Here is a 17,047-nt window from a genome sequence, read left to right as displayed (position 1 = left end):
CTGGCGTTGACTTTTGGCACGCTGTTGAGTTCTCAAGGAACGGTCGCTTCCTTTGTACTCACCCTCTCGGGCTTTCCTCCGGGCTTCCCTTCGGTCTTGCGTTTCCGACTCTATCAGATCTTTTCTCGACCCGATTTCCTCGGTGCTTTCCAGGTTTCCGCTCTCGCGTTTCCCTTTCCGGCGGTTCCGACTTTATCAGAAGTTCTGAGTCGGAATTTCCACCCGGTCCGGGGCGCCTGGATCCAGCGCATGAAGCACTGGGGTTCCCGGTTGGGCGGAGCCGTAAACGTACTGGAGCGGGCCGCCTCGATGCAAATCGAGGCGGCCCGCTCCGGGTTCATGCGTACGACAGGCCGTACGGATGCTGTACGCGCCGTCAGACCTCCACGACCACCGGGAGGATCATCGGCCTGCGCCGGTACGTGTCCGAGACCCACTTGCCGAGGGTCCGGCGGATGAGTTGCTGCAGCTGGTGGGGTTCCACGACGCCGTCCTGGGCCGAGCGTTCCAGGACCTCCGAGATCTTCGGGAGGACTGCGGCGAACGCCGAGTCGTCGATGCCGGAGCCGCGGGCCTGGACATGGGGTCCGCCCGTGATCTTGCCGGTGGACGAGTCGACGACCACGAAGACCGAGATGATGCCCTCGTCGCCGAGGATCTTGCGGTCCTTGAGGGCCGGCTCGCCGACGTCGCCGACCGAGAGGCCGTCGACGTACACGTAACCCGCCTGGACCTTGCCGGAGATCTTGGCCTTGCCGCCGACGAGGTCGACGACGACGCCGTCCTCGGCGATGACGATGCGGTCGTGCGGGACGCCGGTGAGGGCGCCGAGCTCGGCGTTGGCCCGCAGGTGGCGCCATTCGCCGTGGACCGGCATCAGGTTCTTCGGCCGGCAGATGTTGTAGAAGTACAGCAGTTCGCCGGCGGAGGCGTGGCCGGAGACGTGCACCTTGGCGTTGCCCTTGTGGATGACGTTGGCACCCCAGCGGGTCAGGCCGTTGATGACGCGGTAGACCGCGTTCTCGTTCCCGGGGATGAGGGACGAGGCCAGGATGACCGTGTCGCCGTCGACGATGCGGATCTGGTGGTCGCGGTTGGCCATCCGGGACAGGGCGGCCATCGGTTCGCCCTGGGAGCCCGTGCAGACCAGGACCACCTCGTGGTCGGGGAGGTCGTCGAGCGTCTTGACGTCGACGACCAGGCCCGGCGGGACCTTCAGGTAGCCGAGGTCCCTGGCGATGCCCATGTTGCGGACCATGGAGCGGCCGACGAAGGCGACCCGGCGGCCGTACTCGTGGGCCGCGTCCAGGATCTGCTGGATGCGGTGGACATGGCTGGCGAAGCTCGCCACGATGATCCGCTTGCGGGCGCTGCCGAAGACCTGGCGCAGCACGTTCGAGATGTCGCGCTCGGGCGGGACGAAGCCGGGGACCTCGGCGTTCGTCGAGTCGGCCAGGAGGAGGTCGATGCCCTCCTCGCTCAGCCGTGCGAACGCGTGCAGATCGGTGAGCCGGTTGTCCAGCGGGAGCTGGTCCATCTTGAAGTCGCCGGTGTGGACGGCCATTCCGGCCGGGGTGCGGATGGCGACCGCGAGGGCGTCCGGGATGGAGTGGTTGACGGCGACGAACTCGCAGTCGAAGGGGCCTACGCGCTCACGCTGTCCCTCCGCCACTTCCAGGGTGTACGGGCGGATGCGGTGCTCCTGGAGCTTCGCCTCGATGAGCGCGAGGGTCAGCTTGGAGCCGATCAGCGGGATGTCCGGCTTCTCGCGGAGCAGGAAGGGGACGCCGCCGATGTGGTCCTCGTGGCCGTGCGTGAGGACGATGCCCTCGACGTCGTCGAGGCGGTCCCGGATGGACGAGAAGTCCGGCAGGATCAGGTCGATTCCGGGCTGCTCCTCCTCGGGGAAGAGCACTCCGCAGTCGACGATCAGCAGGCGGCCGCCGTACTCGAAGACGGTCATGTTCCGGCCGATCTCGCCTAGGCCTCCGAGTGGTGTGACGCGGAGGGCGCCCTCGGGGAGCTGGGGCGGCGGGCCGAGTTCAGGATGCGGATGACTCAAAAGACTCTCCTCAACCACGCACGCCACGTACCGGTCGGGCACGTGGCGTGCGTGACGTTCGTGCTTAAGCAGTTGTCGTTGTCTTGGTGGGGTGCGGGCACCGGTGGTCCCGCTTATTCAGTTGTGAAGCGTTGCTGCGCGGACGGCCGCGCAGAAGTCTGTTGTCAGAGTTGTACCCCGCCGGCGGCAAGATCGATCTTGAGCAGGGCAATCTCCTCGGCCGAACATTCGACCATGGGGGCGCGCAGGGGTCCTGCGGGCAGACCCTGGAGGTTGAGGGCGGCCTTGGTGGTCATGACGCCCTGGGTGCGGAACATGCCGGTGTAGACGGGGAGCAGCTTCTGGTGGATCTCGGCGGCCTTGACGACGTCACCGGAGCTGTACGCGTCGACGAGGGCCCGCAGGTCGGGTGTGACCACGTGGCCGACGACCGAGACGAAGCCGACCGCGCCCACGGAGAGCAGCGGCAGGTTCAGCATGTCGTCGCCGGAGTACCAGGCGAGGCCGGACCGCGCGATGGCCCAGCTCGCACGGCCGAGGTCGCCCTTGGCGTCCTTGTTGGCGACGATCCTCGGGTGCTCGGCGAGGCGGACGAGCGTCTCGGTGCTGATCGGGACGCCGCTGCGGCCGGGGATGTCGTAGAGCATCACCGGCAGCCCGGCGGCGTCGGCGACGGCCGTGAAGTGCCGGTACAGGCCCTCCTGCGGGGGCTTGTTGTAGTACGGCGTGACGACCAGCAGGCCGTGTGCGCCGTCGCGCTCGGCCTGGCGGGCCAGCTCGATGCTGTGGTGGGTGTCGTTGGTGCCGACTCCGGCCACGACGTGGGCGCGGTCGCCGACCGCCTCCAGTACGGCTCGTACCAGGTCCGATTTCTCCGCGTCACTGGTGGTGGGCGACTCGCCGGTGGTCCCGTTGATGATCAGGCCGTCGTTGCCTGCGTCCACCAGGTGGGTGGCGAGCCGCTGTGCGCCGTCGAGGTCGAGTGCGCCGTCCGCCGTGAAGGGCGTGACCATGGCGGTGAGGACCCTCCCGAAGGGGGTCTGCGGAGTGGAGGTCGGAGCCATGGGTTACACGCTACTCGGTGCTCACGACGCGGTCTGCCCTTGGGGTGCGGGAAAAGTCCGGACAAATGAGGAGCCCGGCACTGCCTGCTCGGGGGTTCAAGCAGTGCCGGGTCCGTTTGATCAGGCTAGATGAACTTCTCTAAATGCCGCAATACGGACACTTCGCGAGGCTGATCCGTACATCTGTGCCGAGCCCGACAAGAAGCGCGATCGACGGGCCGTGCTGCAGGCCGTACTAGGGCGCGACCCGGCCGTTGGCGTTGAAGGCCGCATGGGTGAGCGGCATGAGCTTGGCCCACTCCGCCTCCATCTTCTCGCCGACCATCTCGATCTCCCGCTGCGGGAAGGACGGCACCCTGGCCAGCTCGTGCTGGGTGCGCAGCCCGAGGAAGTGCATCAGCGAGCGGGCGTTGCAGGTGGCGTACATCGAGGAGAAGAGGCCGACGGGCAGGACCGCGCGGGCCACCTCGCGGGCGACGCCGGCGGCGAGCATCTCCTGGTAGCGCTCGTACGCCTGGATGTACGACTCCTGCATCGAGCGCTCCACGATCTCCTGCTGGGCCGCTGTGCCCGGCACGAACTCGTACTTGCCGGGACGCCCCTGCTGCACCAGCTTGCGGTCCTCGCCGGGGACGTAGAAGACCGGCTGGAGCTCGCGGTAGCGGCCGGACTCCTCGTTGTACGAGTTGTGGACGACGAAATCGTTCGCGAGGAAGTTGTGCCAGGGGCCTTCCACGGAGAGGTCGTACGTCATCTCCTCGCCGTCGGCCTCGATGGCGACAACCTGGTCCGGCACCGCCTTGGCGACCTCGCCGCCGCGCCGGGCCAGCGCCTGCTCACCCGCGCTCTTGGTCGCGTGACACGGCTCGCAGGCCGGAGCGAGGTTCTTCTCGTCGAGGGCCTGGAGCAGGTCACCGGCCACGGGGACGACGTGGTCCAGGGCGAGCTGCTCGCGCGGGAGGTCCCGGCCGCACAGGTGGCAGGTGTCGGTCTCCCCGATCAGCCGCTCGCGCTGCATCGAGGTCCACACGCCGATGCCGCGGCGCAGGCTCGGCGGGACCGGCCCCTGCGACGGGCGGGGCGCCGTGCCGGCGACCAGGACGGCGTCCCCGACGGCGAGCTCTCCCGCCTTGCACCAGCCCTCGGGAGTGAAGAGGGCGTGGTCGACCGTGCAGCGGAGGGTCTTGCCCGAGGCCGTGGTGATCTTGACGAGCGGCTTCACACCCGACTCGATCACGTCGACGATCCTGGCCCGCTGGGCGAGCAGGGTCTCCTCGTCGTGGCAGCGCACGTGGTTGCGGCGGACCGATTCGAGCTTGCGGATGCGGGTGCTGGGGTGCAGCTCCCGGAACTCGGCGACGGCGGACTCGGCCGCCTCGCGGTTCTCGTACAGGCCGAGGTAGTGGTTGGAATCGCCGCGGCGCACCTCGGCCATCCACTTGCCCGCCCGGCTGTGCCAGGTCACGCCGCCGGCCGAGTGCGGCAGACGGTCCTCGACGCCCAGATGCCAGAGCTTGTACAGGTCGGCGATGGTGCGACGGCGCAGCTGGCCGGCCTCGCTCTCCAGCGTGATCTCCGTGTCCCCTGCGATGCACCACCCCACCCGGTGCCGCATGAACTCGCGGAAGACGAAGATCGGGGCGCTGATGAAGAAGGTCATCGAGTTGTGCTCGAAGGGGCTGCCGTGCCGGTCCCGCATCAGGTAGTTGATGAGGCCCTTGGAGCGCTCCGGGTCCTTCTTCAGCTCGTCCAGGGACTGCTCGCCGGCGGTGGAGACGCGTGCGGCCCACAGCACGTCGGAGTCGGCCGCGCTGTGCTTGACCAGGTCGACGGTGACATCGCTCCGGAAGCTGGGCTTGAGGTCGTCGGCGGGGGTGTCGGTCACGGCTCGGAGGGTCCTTCCATCACTTCTCTCGGGCGGCGCCCACTCTACGGCCCGGCACCGACAACGGGGCGTTCGGTACCGGGGCGCGACATACGGCAGCGAATTTCTGTGAATTCGGTGAAACCGGGCACCTCTGGGGCCACTCGCCCGTCTGTGTAGATGACAGACAGTCGTTCGATCCCGAGAGGGGATGCACCGCCCATGTTCCGTCGGCGCGAACCGGTCCCGTTCGCCTTCCTCGCCGAAGCCGACAGGTTCCGCAGCAATGTCACACCCCCGCCCCGGCAGCGGCTGTCCGTGAGCCAGATAGCCGGGCGCTGGCTGCTCGGGCTCACCATCGTGGCCGGTCTGGTCGGTTCGCTGGTGCTCGGCATGCCGGCGCTGTCCACGTCGTCCGGCTCGGGGACCCAGCAGTCGCAGGCCTCCCAGGGGCGCTGAACTCTTCCGGACCCCCGTGAGTGGTGGGCGGGAACACGGGCGGATAGCCTCACCGGGCACAGCCCATGCATGGATTGAGTGAGGACCAGCCGTGCCCCTGCCCTTCCTGATGGCCGACCGCACCTACGACGCGGCACTCGACGACGCCCTGCCCCACGACGACCGCCACCGCTGGCGGCGCCCCTACCGGCCCGGTCCGTGGCGGGTAGGCGGATCCGCCCTGTGGCTGCTGCTCGCCTCGTTCGTGCTGTTCGCGGCGGTCGCACTGGCCCTGACCGGCTCGCTGTCCTCCGCCGTGACGGTCATCTGCATCGCCCTGCTGATCATCGCCGCCGCGCTGCGGATACTGCGCATGGGTGTGTGGGTGAGTGCGCACGGAGTGCGCCAGGTGGGTCTGCTGTACACGCGGACGGTGCCCTGGAAGCGGGTCGCCGAGGTACGGACCACGCAGCAGCCGGTGCGGTGGCTGGGTCTGCCGCGGACCGTGCAGGGGCAGGCGCTGACGCTCGTACGCAAGGATCGTGCCCCGGCGGACACCGAGCCGTTGCTGACCACGCACGGGATGGACTTCGTGGGGCGGGCGTCGGCCTTCGATCGTGCGGCGGACGTGGTGGAGGCGTGGGCGTCGGAGTACGGGCGCGGGTAGCTCCGCCGGGGGTGCCGCGATGTGCCGAGTGTCGTCTGCGGCGCCGTCGTGGCTGGTCGCGCAGTTCCTCCCCCAGCCTTCGGCCGGGGGTACCCCCAGCGCCCCTTACGGGGTGCTGCCGGGGCGCGGTGTTCAGGCCTCCACCGGCCTGCCGTCGTGCAGGGCGATGGCGCGCTGCATCGCCTTGCGGGCGCGCGGGGTGTCGCGGGCGTCGTGGTAGGCGACGGCGAGCCGGAACCAGCTGCGCCAGTCGTCGGGGGCGGCCTCGGTCTCGGCCTTGCGCTTGGCGAAGACCTCGTCGGCGGAGTCCCGGTCGATACGGCCGCCGGGCGTGCGCTTCAGCTCGTCCACGGGCAGGCCGCCCTCGGCGTCGAGCTCGGCGGCGAGGGCGTTGGCCCGGCGGACGAACTGGGTGTTCTTCCACAGGAACCACAGGCCGATGACCGGCAGGATCAGTACCGCCACCCCGAAGGTGACGGTGAGGACCGTGCCGGTCTGGATGAGCATCACGCCCCGGCTGCCGACCAGGACGAAGTAGAAGAGGAGGACGGCGGCCGTGAGGACGTAGGAGAGCTTCGCGCGCATGAGCAGGTGCCTTCCGGGGCTCAGCCCAGGTCCAGGAAGTTCTCCAGGCCGAAGGTCAGGCCCGGAGTGGTCACCACGCGGCGGGCGCCGAGCAGGATGCCCGGCATGAAGCTGCTGTGGTGGAGGGAGTCGTGCCGGATCGTGAGGGTCTCGCCCTCGGCGCCGAGGAGGACCTCCTGGTGGGCCAGGAGGCCGCGGAGGCGCACGGCGTGGACGGGGACGCCGTCGACGTCGGCGCCGCGCGCGCCGTCCAGGGCGGTCACGGTGGCGTCCGGCGCCGGGGCGGTGCCGGCCGCGCGGCGGGCCTCGGCGATGAGCTGGGCCGTGCGCGTGGCGGTGCCGCTCGGCGCGTCCACCTTGTTCGGGTGGTGGAGCTCGACGACCTCCACCGACTCGAAGTAGGGCGCTGCGATCTGCGCGAACTTCATCGTCAGCACGGCGCCGATGGAGAAGTTCGGGGCGATGAGCACGCCGGTCTCCGGGGACTGGGCGAGCCAGCCCTTCAGCTGCGCGAGGCGTTCGTCGGTCCAGCCCGTGGTGCCGACGACGGCGTGGATGCCGCGGCGCACGCAGAAGTCGAGGTTGCCCATCACCGAGGCGGGGGTGGTGAGTTCGACGGCGACCTGGGCGCCGGAGGCCTCCAGGGCCTCCAGCTTGTCGCCCCGGCCGAGGGCGGCGACCAGCTCAAGGTCCTCGGCGGCCTCGACCGCCCTGACCGCCTCGGAGCCGATCCGGCCCTTGGCGCCGAGGACCGCCACGCGCAGCTTGCTCATCTTCGTCTTGTTCCTTACCGGTGGTGTGTCAGGCGACGGCGTCGTGCAGGCGTGCGGCCTGTTTGTCCTTGAGCGGGCCGATGACCGACAGCGACGGGCGCTGTCCCAGGATGTCGCGGGCGACCGAGCGGACCTCGTCCGGGGTCACAGCCGCTATCCGGGCCAGCATGTCGTCGACGGACATCTGCTCGCCCCAGCACAGTTCGCTCTTGCCGATACGGTTCATCAGCGCGCCGGTGTCCTCCAGGCCGAGGACCGTGGAGCCCTGGAGCTGGCCGATCGCGCGCCCTATCTCCTCGTCCGGCAGGCCGTGAGCGGCGACCTGGTCGAGTTCGTCCCGGCAGATCTTGAGGACGTCGTGCACCTGCGAGGGCCGGCAGCCGGCGTAGACGCCGAACAGGCCGCAGTCGGCGAAGCCCGAGGTGTACGAGTACACGCTGTAGGCCAGGCCGCGCTTCTCGCGGACCTCCTGGAAGAGCCGGGAGGACATGCCGCCGCCGAGGGCGGTGTTGAGCACGCCGAGCGCCCAGCGGCGGTCGTCGGTGCGGGCGAGGCCGGGCATGCCGAGGACGACGTGCGCCTGTTCGGTCTTGCGGCCGAGGAGTTCGACGCGGCCCGAGGTGCGGATGGTGCGGCTGCCGTCGCGCGGGGCGATGGGCTGCGCGTCGGAGCTCTTGAGGGCGCCGGACTTCTCGAAGGCCGCGCGGACCTGTCGTACGACCTTGTTGTGGTCGATGTTGCCCGCGGCCGCGACCACCAGGTGGGTGGGGTCGTAGTGCTTCTTGTAGAAGCGGCGGATGCGGTCGGCGGTCAGGGCGTTGACCGTGTCGACGGTGCCGAGGACCGGGCGGCCGAGGGCGTTGTCGCCGAACATGGTGTGCGCGAACAGGTCGTGCACGCAGTCGCCCGGGTCGTCCTCGGTCATGGCGATCTCTTCGAGGATCGCGCCCCGCTCGACGTTGACGTCGTCCTCAAGGATGAGCGAGCCGGTCAGCATGTCGCAGACGACGTCGATGGCGAGCGGCAGGTCGGTGTCGAGCACGCGCGCGTAGTAGCACGTGTACTCCTTCGCCGTGAACGCGTTCATCTCGCCGCCGACCGCGTCGATGGCGGAGGAGATGTCCAGGGCGGAGCGGCGCGTGGTGCCCTTGAAGAGCAGGTGCTCCAGGTAGTGCGTGGCGCCGTTCAGGGCGGGGGTCTCGTCGCGGGAGCCGACGTGGGCCCAGATACCGAAGGTCGCGGAGCGGACCGACGGCAGGGTCTCGGTGACGATGCGCAGGCCGCCGGGGAGGGTGGTCTTGCGGACCGTGCCGATGCCGTTCTCGCCCTTGATCAGGGTTTGGGTACGGGCGACGGCCCGCGCCTCCGAGGAGGTGCGGGCCGTCGTCGTAGAGCTGCTCGACGTCACTGGTCGGTGTCGTCCTTTGCGTCCTCGGAGGAGGCGTCTTCCTCGCCCTCGATCACGGGGATGAGGGAGAGCTTGCCGCGGGAGTCGATCTCGGCGATCTCGACCTGGACCTTCTGGCCCACGCCGAGGACGTCCTCGACGTTCTCCACGCGCTTGCCGCCGGCCAGCTTGCGGATCTGCGAGATGTGCAGCAGACCGTCCTTGCCGGGGAGGAGGGAGACGAAGGCGCCGAACGTCGTCGTCTTCACGACCGTGCCCAGGTAGCGCTCGCCGACCTCGGGCATCGTCGGGTTGGCGATGCCGTTGATGGTCGTACGGGCGGCCTCGGCGGACGGGCCGTCGGCGGCACCGATGTAGATGGTGCCGTCGTCCTCGATGGTGATCTCGGCGCCGGTGTCCTCCTGGATCTGGTTGATCATCTTGCCCTTGGGGCCGATGACCTCGCCGATCTTGTCCACGGGGATCTTGACGGTGATGATCCGCGGGGCGTTGGGGGACATCTCGTCCGGGGTGTCGATCGCTTCCATCATCACGTCGAGGATGTGGAGGCGGGCGTCCCGGGCCTGCTTCAGCGCGGCGGCCAGCACGGAGGCCGGGATGCCGTCCAGCTTGGTGTCGAGCTGGAGGGCGGTCACGAACTCCTTGGTGCCGGCGACCTTGAAGTCCATGTCGCCGAAGGCGTCCTCCGCACCGAGGATGTCGGTGAGGGTGACGTAGTGCGTCTCGCCGTCGATGTCCTGGGAGATCAGACCCATGGCGATACCGGCGACCGGGGCCTTCAGCGGCACACCGGCGTTCAGCAGCGACATCGTGGAGGCGCAGACCGAGCCCATGGACGTCGAGCCGTTGGAGCCGAGGGCCTCGGACACCTGACGGATCGCGTAGGGGAACTCCTCGCGGGTCGGCAGGACCGGGACCAGGGCGCGCTCGGCGAGGGCGCCGTGGCCGATCTCGCGGCGCTTCGGGGAGCCGACGCGGCCGGTCTCACCGGTGGAGTACGGCGGGAAGTTGTAGTTGTGCATGTAGCGCTTGCGGGTCACCGGGGAGAGGGTGTCCAGCTGCTGCTCCATCCGGAGCATGTTCAGGGTGGTGACGCCCAGGATCTGGGTCTCGCCACGCTCGAACAGCGCCGAGCCGTGCACGCGCGGGATGGCCTCGACCTCGGCGGCGAGCGTACGGATGTCCGTGACGCCGCGGCCGTCGATGCGCTTCTTCTCCTTGATCACGCGCTCGCGGACCAGCTGCTTGGTGAGCGAGCGGTACGCGGCGGAGATCTCCTTCTCGCGGCCCTCGAACTCCGGGAGCAGCTTCTCGGCGGCCAGGCCCTTGACGCGGTCCAGCTCGGCCTCGCGCTCCTGCTTGCCCGCGATGGTCAGCGCGGAGGCGAGCTCCGGGCGGACGGCGGCGGACAGCGCCTCCAGGACGTCGTCCTGGTAGTCGAGGAAGATCGGGAACTCGCCGGTCGGCTTGGCGGCCTTGGCGGCGAGGTCGGCCTGCGCCTTGCACAGCACCTTGATGAAGGGCTTCGCGGCGTCCAGACCGGCGGCCACGACGTCCTCGGTCGGCGCCTCGGCGCCGCCCTTGACCAGCTGGATGGTCTTCTCGGTGGCCTCGGCCTCGACCATCATGATCGCGACGTCGCCGTCCTCCAGGACGCGACCGGCGACGACCATGTCGAAGACGGCGTCCTCGAGCTCGGTGTGCGTCGGGAAGGCGACCCACTGGCCGTTGATCAGCGCGACGCGGACGCCGCCGATCGGGCCGGAGAAGGGCAGGCCGGCCAGCTGGGTGGACGCGGACGCGGCGTTGATCGCGACGACGTCGTACAGGTGGTCGGGGTTGAGCGCCATGATGGTGGCGACGACCTGGATCTCGTTGCGCAGGCCCTTCCTGAAGGACGGGCGCAGCGGGCGGTCGATCAGGCGGCAGGTGAGGATCGCGTCCTCGCTCGGCCGGCCCTCACGGCGGAAGAAGGAACCCGGGATCTTGCCGGCGGCGTACATCCGCTCCTCGACGTCCACCGTGAGGGGGAAGAAGTCGAGCTGGTCCTTGGGGTTCTTGGAGGCGGTGGTGGCCGACAGCACCATGGTGTCGTCGTCCAGGTACGCCACGGCGGAGCCGGCGGCCTGCTTGGCCAGGCGGCCCGTCTCGAAGCGGATGGTGCGGGTGCCGAAGGTGCCGTTGTCGATGACGGCCTCGGCGTAGTGGGTCTCGTTCTCCACTAGCGTTTTCTCCGTTACTTTCGTCTGCGTTGCGTCTTTTGTCCCGGTCTGCCCGTGTGGCAGGGGGACGGTGTCGGAGAAGCGCGCCGTGCTGTGCGGGCCGGTCTTCGATCGAAGCACCCGGGGCTCGCTTCCCCCCGGGGGCCACTACCGAGGACCGGCGGCGGCTTGGGTGCGCTTCTCCTTCTTCGTTGTCCTGCTGTGTCAGCTGTCGTGCTGTGTCGTGCGTATTGCGTTGTGCTACCACACTACAAAGCGTGAGTGACACTCCGCACGTTTCCGCACGTACGGCAAAGGGAGCGGCCCCGGTGTCTCTCTCCGGGAACCGCTCCCTTCACGGCGTCTTACTTGGCGCCCGCCGCACCGCGGCGGATGCCCAGGCGGTCGACCAGCGCACGGAAGCGCTGGATGTCCTTCTTCGCCAGGTACTGCAGGAGGCGACGGCGCTGACCGACCAGGATCAGCAGACCACGACGGGAGTGGTGGTCGTGCTTGTGGACCTTGAGGTGCTCCGTCAGGTCCGAGATCCGGCGCGACAGCATGGCGACCTGGACCTCGGGAGAGCCGGTGTCACCCTCCTTGGTACCGAACTCGGTGATGATCTGCTTCTTCGTGGCGGAATCGAGCGACACGCGTACTCCTCGTAGTCTGTGTAGTGCCTCCGAGTGCTCCCGGTCTGCATCGCGGGAGAGCTTCCGTTACTCGGGAGGCGGGGATCCGCTGGGCGCTGCCTCCGGGGTCCGCGGGGGACTCCGGGGGTGCGTACACAAACGGCCGTCGTCAAGAGTACCAGTGCCGGTACGGGGCCCTGTCCCGGGGATCCGGAAGAAAGTACGAGGCCGCTGCCACCGCCAGTAGTGTGACGGTCACAGCCTAAGTACGACGGGAAGGGGTCGCTGCGGGATGAGCGAGACGGCTGAGGAGATGAAGGCGCGCAAGGAGCGGGAACGGGACGAGCTCTACGCGCTCGACATCTCGGGCGTCGAGTGGCACTGCGCGCCCGGTACCGAGCAGGACGAGGAGCGGGTCGAGATCGCCTACCTGCCCGAGGGCGCGGTGGCGATGCGGTCCTCGCTCGACCACGGCACCGTGCTGCGGTACACGGAGGCGGAGTGGCGGGCGTTCGTGCTGGGCGCGCGGGACGGGGAGTTCGACCTGGAGCCGAACGAGCGCAACGGCGGGCTGGCCGCCCAGTAGGCGGGCAGGGCGTTGGGGGGCGGCACGCGTGCGTGCCGCCCCTTCGACTTCCCGCGCCCGCCGGTCCGTTCGGCCGCCGCGTCTGCACTCGCACGGACACGGCGCCTCTCTGACGCGGTCTCACGGAAGTCTCACGACAACGACGGGCAGGACGGCGGACGTCAACTGGTACCCGAACTGACGGTTCTTGCCCGTTTTGTTCATCGATTGTTCGGCGATACGAAGGCTCCGCACACCACTTACGGGCAGGGTGTGACCAGGCGGACCTCCGACGAGAGGCGGACGGGCCTGCCGAGGTGCGGCTCACGGTGATTAGGCTGGGAGGGGGGCACGACGCCCGGACCGTGAATGCGGCGCCGGTGTCCCGAGGGGGAGAGCCGGTGGATCGGACTACCTCACACGAATACGGATGCTGAGAACGACACGACATGGTCGTCGCGCCGGCACGGCATGAGGGTGCTCGACCACACCAGGAGGAACTGTGAGCAGCGATCGGGACGGGATCCGCGGGGGCTGGGCCACACCCGGCGATGACCAGCCCGACGCGGAGTCCCTCAACGAGATGACGGGCGAGTTCACGATCGACTACGCGCCGCCGGCCTGGTACACGCAGAACGCGGCCGACGGCCCCGGTCCGGCACCCGGCGGCCCGGGCAGCCCGGGACCCGCGGGTGCGTCCGACGCGGAGAGCGGTCCGGGTGCCGGTCCGGGCGCCGGTCCAGGTGCGGGTGGGGCGGGTGCCGGTACCGGGGGCGCCGCGCAGCCTCGTTCGCCGTTCCCGCCGGGGGCACCGATCCCCGGGCTGACCCCTCCTCCGCACGCCCAGCAGGGGGCCGGGAGGCCGGGTCCCGGGGTGCCCTTCACGCCGCCGTCTGCGCCGGCGTCCGCTCCGGGCGCGCCGTTCACACCGCCGCCGACGTCGGCTCCCGGAGCGCCGTTCACGCCGCCGCCCGCTGCGACGCCGGGCGCGCCCTTCACACCGCCGCCCGCCGCGACGCCCGGGGCTCCTTTCACGCCTCCGGCGGCTTCGGCGCCGGCCGCACCGCAGGCCGCACCGCCGGCCGCCGCGACGCCGGGTGCGCCCTTCACCGCGCCGCCCGCGTCAACTCCCGGAGCACCGTTCACTCCCGCGCCCGCGTCAACGCCGGGGGCTCCGTTCACCCCGCCACCCTCCGCCACGCCGGGTGCGCCCTTCACGCCGCCTGCGCCGAGCGCGGGCGCCGGGGCACCGGTCGCGCCGCCCAGGACACCGTTCACCCCGGCCGCACCGCCCGTCGGCGGCCCGGCCGCCGTACCGCAACTGCCGGTCGGTTTCGAGCCGCAGCCGATCACCGCTGACGAGCCCGCGCCGGAGCCCGAGGAGGACAACGGCGACCTGGAGAGCGGTTCGACGATGCGGTTCTCCCCCGCCGCGCTGAAGCGCGAGACCGCCGGGGCCGCCGAGCCCGCCGCCGAACAGGGTGAAGCCGAACAGGGTGAAGAGGAAGCCGAACCGGAGGCCGCGGCCGGCGCGCTCCCGGTGAGCTCCGAGGACGCCGAGGACGCCGAGGACATCGACGCGGAGGCGGCCGAGGACGGCTACCCGAGCGACGAGTTCGAGGCCGCTGCCGACGACACCGACGCCGACGGTACGGCCGAGGCGGACGAACCCGTGCGGGAAGCCGGCCCGGCGGACGACACGGACGAAGGCGCGTCCCAGGACGCGGTGGCCGTCGTGGACGCCCATGACGACGACAACGACGACGAGACTCACGCCGAGGCCGACGAAGCCGAAGCCGTAGCCGAGCCCGTCGAACCCGTCGAGCCCCCCGCCGCCGTCCCCGCGCCCCCGGCCCCGCCGCAGGACGCGCCCCCGGCTCCCGAGGACCTCGTGCCCACCGCCTGGGCTCCGCCGCCGACGCCTCCGGCGGTGGTTCCGCCGCTGCCGCCGTCGTACCAGCCCGCGGCCCCCGCGCCCGCCGCCCAGTGGCCGGTCCAGCCAGCCGCACCGGAGCCCGGGACCGGGCAGCCGCAGCCCCAGCCCGGTGCCGCGCCGGGTCCGCAGCCGTTCCAGCCCCCGCAGGCACCGCAGCCCGCGCCCGCAGCCTGGAACCAGCCCGCACCCCCGCAGCCCGGACAACCGCAGCCGTACGCCCCGCCGCCCGCCGCGCCCGACGCGCAGGGTGGCTACGGCTTCCCGCAGCCGGGCGCCCCCGTCCCGCCGCCGCAGGCACCGGGCGGTTACGGCTTCCCGCAGCCCGGACAGCCGCAGGGCCCGGTCCAGCCCGGCGGTTACGGGTTCCCCCAGCCGGGCCAGCCGCCGCAGGCCGCCCCGCAGGACCCGCGCGCCGCACAGGCACCGCAGCCGGCGCCCCAGCAGCCGCCGCAGAGCCCGCAGGCGGACGGCCCACAGCCCGCGCAGCCCCAGCCGCCCGTCGATCCCCGGGCCGGGGCCGCCTGGCCGCAGCCCATGCAGCACGACCAGCGGCAGATGACCAACCCCGGTGCCGCGCCGCTGGGTTACACCGCCGCCGTGGAGCTGTCCTCCGACCGGCTGCTCAACAACAAGAAGCAGAAGGCGAAGAGCGGACGGCCCGCCGCCGCGTCCTCCCGGTTCAAGATCGGTGGGAAGAAGGAGGAGGCCGAGCGGCAGCGGAAGCTGGATCTGATCCGCACGCCGGTGCTCTCCTGCTACCGGATAGCGGTGATCAGCCTCAAGGGCGGGGTCGGTAAGACCACCACGACCACCGCGCTCGGCTCCACGCTCGCCACCGAGCGCCAGGACAAGATCCTCGCCATCGACGCCAACCCGGACGCCGGCACGCTCGGCCGCCGCGTGCGCCGCGAGACCGGGGCCACCATCCGCGACCTGGTCCAGGCGATCCCGTACCTCAACTCCTACATGGACATCCGGCGGTTCACCTCGCAGGCCCCGTCCGGCCTGGAGATCATCGCCAACGACGTGGACCCGGCCGTCTCGACCACGTTCAACGACGAGGACTACCGGCGCGCGATCGACGTGCTGGGCAAGCAGTACCCAGTCATCCTCACCGACTCCGGCACCGGTCTGCTGTACAGCGCGATGCGCGGGGTGCTGGACCTCGCCGACCAGCTGATCATCATCTCGACGCCGTCGGTGGACGGGGCGAGCAGCGCGAGCACGACACTGGACTGGCTGTCCGCGCACGGCTACGCCGACCTCGTGTCGCGGTCCATCACCGTGATCTCGGGGGTCCGCGAGACCGGCAAGATGATCAAGGTCGAGGACATCGTGCAGCACTTCGAGACGCGCTGCCGGGGCGTCGTGGTCGTCCCCTTCGACGAGCACCTGTCCGCCGGTGCCGAGGTCGACCTCGACATGATGCGGCCGAAGGTGCGGGAGGCGTACTTCAACCTCGCGGCGATGGTCGCCGAGGACTTCGTCCGGCACCAGCAGATGCACGGCCTGTGGACCAACGACGGCAACCCGCCGCCGGTGGCCGCCCCGCCGATGCCCGGCCAGCCCCTGCCCGGCCAGCAGCCGTACGCCCCCGGCCAGCCGCAGCCGTACGCACCCGGTCAGCCGCAGGCACAGCCGTACGCGCCGCCCGCGCAGCCGTATCCCCCGCAGTCGTACCCGCAGCAGCAGCCGCCGCCGCAGCCGTACGGCCAGCCCCAGCCCTACCCGCAGCAGCCGGGATACGGCTACCCGCAGCAGCCCGCGCAGCCGCCGCAGCCCCCGCAGGAGCAGCCGCCGCAGCAGTAGCCGGAACGCCGAAGGGCGGCCGGTGCCTCACCGCACCGGCCGCCCTTCGGCGTACTGCTGAGCTCTCCGCCGCCCGATCAGGCGGTCTCGGCCGCCACCAGCTCCCGGCAGCGCTTGACGTCCTCGGCCATCTGCTCAAGCAGGGCGTCGAGGGAGTCGAACTTGGCCTGGCCGCGGACGTAGGCCAGGAAGTCGACGGCGACGTGCAGGCCGTACAGGTCGAGGCCGACGCGGTCGATGGCGTACGCCTCCACCGTGCGCTCGGTGCCGTCGAACTGCGGGTTGGTGCCGACGGAGATCGCGGCCGGCATCACCTCGCCCTGCGCGTGCAGGTAGCCGGCGTAGACGCCGTCGGCGGGGATCGCGGTGTGCGGGAGGGTCTCCACGTTGGCGGTGGGGAAGCCCAGCTCGCGGCCGCGCTGGGCGCCGCGTACGACCACGCCCTCCACCCGGTGCGGGCGGCCCAGGATCTCGCGGGCGCCCGCCATGTCTCCCTCGGCGACCAGGCGCCGGGTCAGGGTCGAGGAGAACGGCTCGCCGCCGCCCGCCTCCCCGCGCACGAACAGGTCGACGACCTCGACCTCGAAGTCGTACACCTTGCCCTGCTCGACGAGGAACTCGGCGTTGCCCGCGGCCTTGTGGCCGAAGCGGAAGTTGGGGCCCTCGACGACCGCCTTGGCGTGCAGCTTGTCGACCAGGACCTTCACCACGAAGTCGGCGGCCGACAGCTTAGAGAACTCGGTGGTGAAGGGCAGGATCAGGACCGCGTCCACGCCCAGCTCCGCCATCAGTTCGGCGCGGGTGTGGTGCGGGGCGAGCAGCGGCGGGTGGCTGCCGGGGCGGACGACCTCGCTGGGGTGCGGGTCGAAGGTGACGACGACGGCCGGGATGCCCAGCTCACGGGCGCGGTCCACGGCGTGCCGGATGATCAGCTGGTGACCGCGGTGCACACCGTCGTAGGACCCGATGGTGACGACGCTGCGTCCCCAGCCCTCGGGGATGTCCTCCAAGCCACGCCAGCGCTGCACTGTGTCCGCTCCTCG

General features: G+C 70.6%; 12 protein-coding genes and 3 pseudogenes. 4 read left to right on the top strand and 11 right to left on the bottom strand.

The window, feature by feature from the left end; genetic code table 11:
* Positions 1–376: 376 nt before the first annotated feature.
* From ACIQVL_RS33370 to ACIQVL_RS33350, 5 genes and pseudogenes are all read right to left on the bottom strand, one after another.
* On the bottom strand, positions 377–2,062 hold the full coding sequence (locus ACIQVL_RS33370; protein ID WP_403442217.1) for a ribonuclease J: 1,686 nt from the start codon (positions 2,060–2,062) through the stop codon (positions 377–379).
* Between the two features lie 164 nt (positions 2,063–2,226).
* A complete protein-coding gene (dapA, locus tag ACIQVL_RS33365; protein WP_403442220.1) occupies positions 2,227–3,126 on the bottom strand; it encodes a 4-hydroxy-tetrahydrodipicolinate synthase in 900 nt (299 codons plus the stop codon).
* A gap of 235 nt (positions 3,127–3,361) precedes the next feature.
* Positions 3,362–3,814: pseudogene (gene thyX, locus ACIQVL_RS33360) on the bottom strand (FAD-dependent thymidylate synthase); the annotation flags it as partial.
* Positions 3,815–4,561 (bottom strand): annotated as a pseudogene (locus ACIQVL_RS33355) (HNH endonuclease); the annotation flags it as partial.
* 159 nt (positions 4,562–4,720) lie between these two features.
* Positions 4,721–5,011 (bottom strand): annotated as a pseudogene (locus ACIQVL_RS33350) (FAD-dependent thymidylate synthase); the annotation flags it as partial.
* Between the two features lie 201 nt (positions 5,012–5,212).
* On the opposite strand from ACIQVL_RS33350, the gene ACIQVL_RS33345 reads away from it, so the two are divergent.
* On the top strand, positions 5,213–5,449 hold the full coding sequence (locus tag ACIQVL_RS33345) for a hypothetical protein (protein WP_403442223.1): 237 nt from the start codon (positions 5,213–5,215) through the stop codon (positions 5,447–5,449).
* A 91-nt stretch (positions 5,450–5,540) separates the two neighbouring features.
* The gene (locus tag ACIQVL_RS33340) at positions 5,541–6,095 is read left to right on the top strand and encodes a hypothetical protein (protein ID WP_403442226.1); all 555 of its coding nucleotides are present in this window, start codon (positions 5,541–5,543) and stop codon (positions 6,093–6,095) included.
* 132 nt (positions 6,096–6,227) lie between these two features.
* Here ACIQVL_RS33340 and ACIQVL_RS33335 read toward each other — a convergent pair whose 3' ends face one another.
* The 5 genes from ACIQVL_RS33335 to rpsO all read right to left on the bottom strand — a co-directional run bounded on the left by ACIQVL_RS33335 (position 6,228) and on the right by rpsO (position 11,715).
* The gene (locus ACIQVL_RS33335; protein ID WP_403442228.1) at positions 6,228–6,680 is read right to left on the bottom strand and encodes a hypothetical protein; all 453 of its coding nucleotides are present in this window, start codon (positions 6,678–6,680) and stop codon (positions 6,228–6,230) included.
* Between the two features lie 20 nt (positions 6,681–6,700).
* Positions 6,701–7,453, bottom strand: a complete 753-nt coding sequence (gene dapB, locus ACIQVL_RS33330) for a 4-hydroxy-tetrahydrodipicolinate reductase (protein WP_403477204.1) — start codon at positions 7,451–7,453, stop codon at positions 6,701–6,703.
* A gap of 28 nt (positions 7,454–7,481) precedes the next feature.
* Positions 7,482–8,861 carry a pitrilysin family protein gene (locus tag ACIQVL_RS33325; RefSeq protein WP_362583131.1) on the bottom strand — a complete coding sequence of 460 codons (1,380 nt, stop codon included), beginning with the start codon at positions 8,859–8,861 and terminating at the stop codon, positions 7,482–7,484.
* Positions 8,858–11,083 (bottom strand): polyribonucleotide nucleotidyltransferase, encoded by a 2,226-nt coding sequence (locus tag ACIQVL_RS33320; RefSeq protein WP_403442237.1) that lies wholly within the window; start codon positions 11,081–11,083, stop codon positions 8,858–8,860. The genes ACIQVL_RS33325 and ACIQVL_RS33320 overlap by 4 nt, the downstream gene beginning before the upstream one ends.
* A gap of 344 nt (positions 11,084–11,427) precedes the next feature.
* Positions 11,428–11,715 carry a 30S ribosomal protein S15 gene (gene rpsO, locus ACIQVL_RS33315; RefSeq protein ID WP_393813796.1) on the bottom strand — a complete coding sequence of 96 codons (288 nt, stop codon included), beginning with the start codon at positions 11,713–11,715 and terminating at the stop codon, positions 11,428–11,430.
* A gap of 271 nt (positions 11,716–11,986) precedes the next feature.
* On the opposite strand from rpsO, the gene ACIQVL_RS33310 reads away from it, so the two are divergent.
* Complete coding sequence (locus ACIQVL_RS33310) at positions 11,987–12,280, top strand: DUF397 domain-containing protein (protein WP_181804473.1); 294 nt, start codon at positions 11,987–11,989, stop codon at positions 12,278–12,280.
* A gap of 481 nt (positions 12,281–12,761) precedes the next feature.
* Positions 12,762–16,004 carry an SCO5717 family growth-regulating ATPase gene (locus ACIQVL_RS33305; protein WP_403477203.1) on the top strand — a complete coding sequence of 1,081 codons (3,243 nt, stop codon included), beginning with the start codon at positions 12,762–12,764 and terminating at the stop codon, positions 16,002–16,004.
* Between the two features lie 77 nt (positions 16,005–16,081).
* On the opposite strand, the gene ACIQVL_RS33300 is transcribed toward ACIQVL_RS33305, so the two are convergent.
* The gene (locus tag ACIQVL_RS33300; RefSeq protein WP_403442242.1) at positions 16,082–17,032 is read right to left on the bottom strand and encodes a bifunctional riboflavin kinase/FAD synthetase; all 951 of its coding nucleotides are present in this window, start codon (positions 17,030–17,032) and stop codon (positions 16,082–16,084) included.
* Positions 17,033–17,047 lie beyond the last annotated feature (15 nt).

It is taken from the genome of Streptomyces sp. NPDC090499, from assembly GCF_044769305.1.
Taxonomy (GTDB): Bacteria; Actinomycetota; Actinomycetes; order Streptomycetales; family Streptomycetaceae; genus Streptomyces.
The sequence above is the reverse complement of the archived record's forward strand: the minus strand, read 5'-3'. Positions and strand labels throughout refer to the sequence as shown.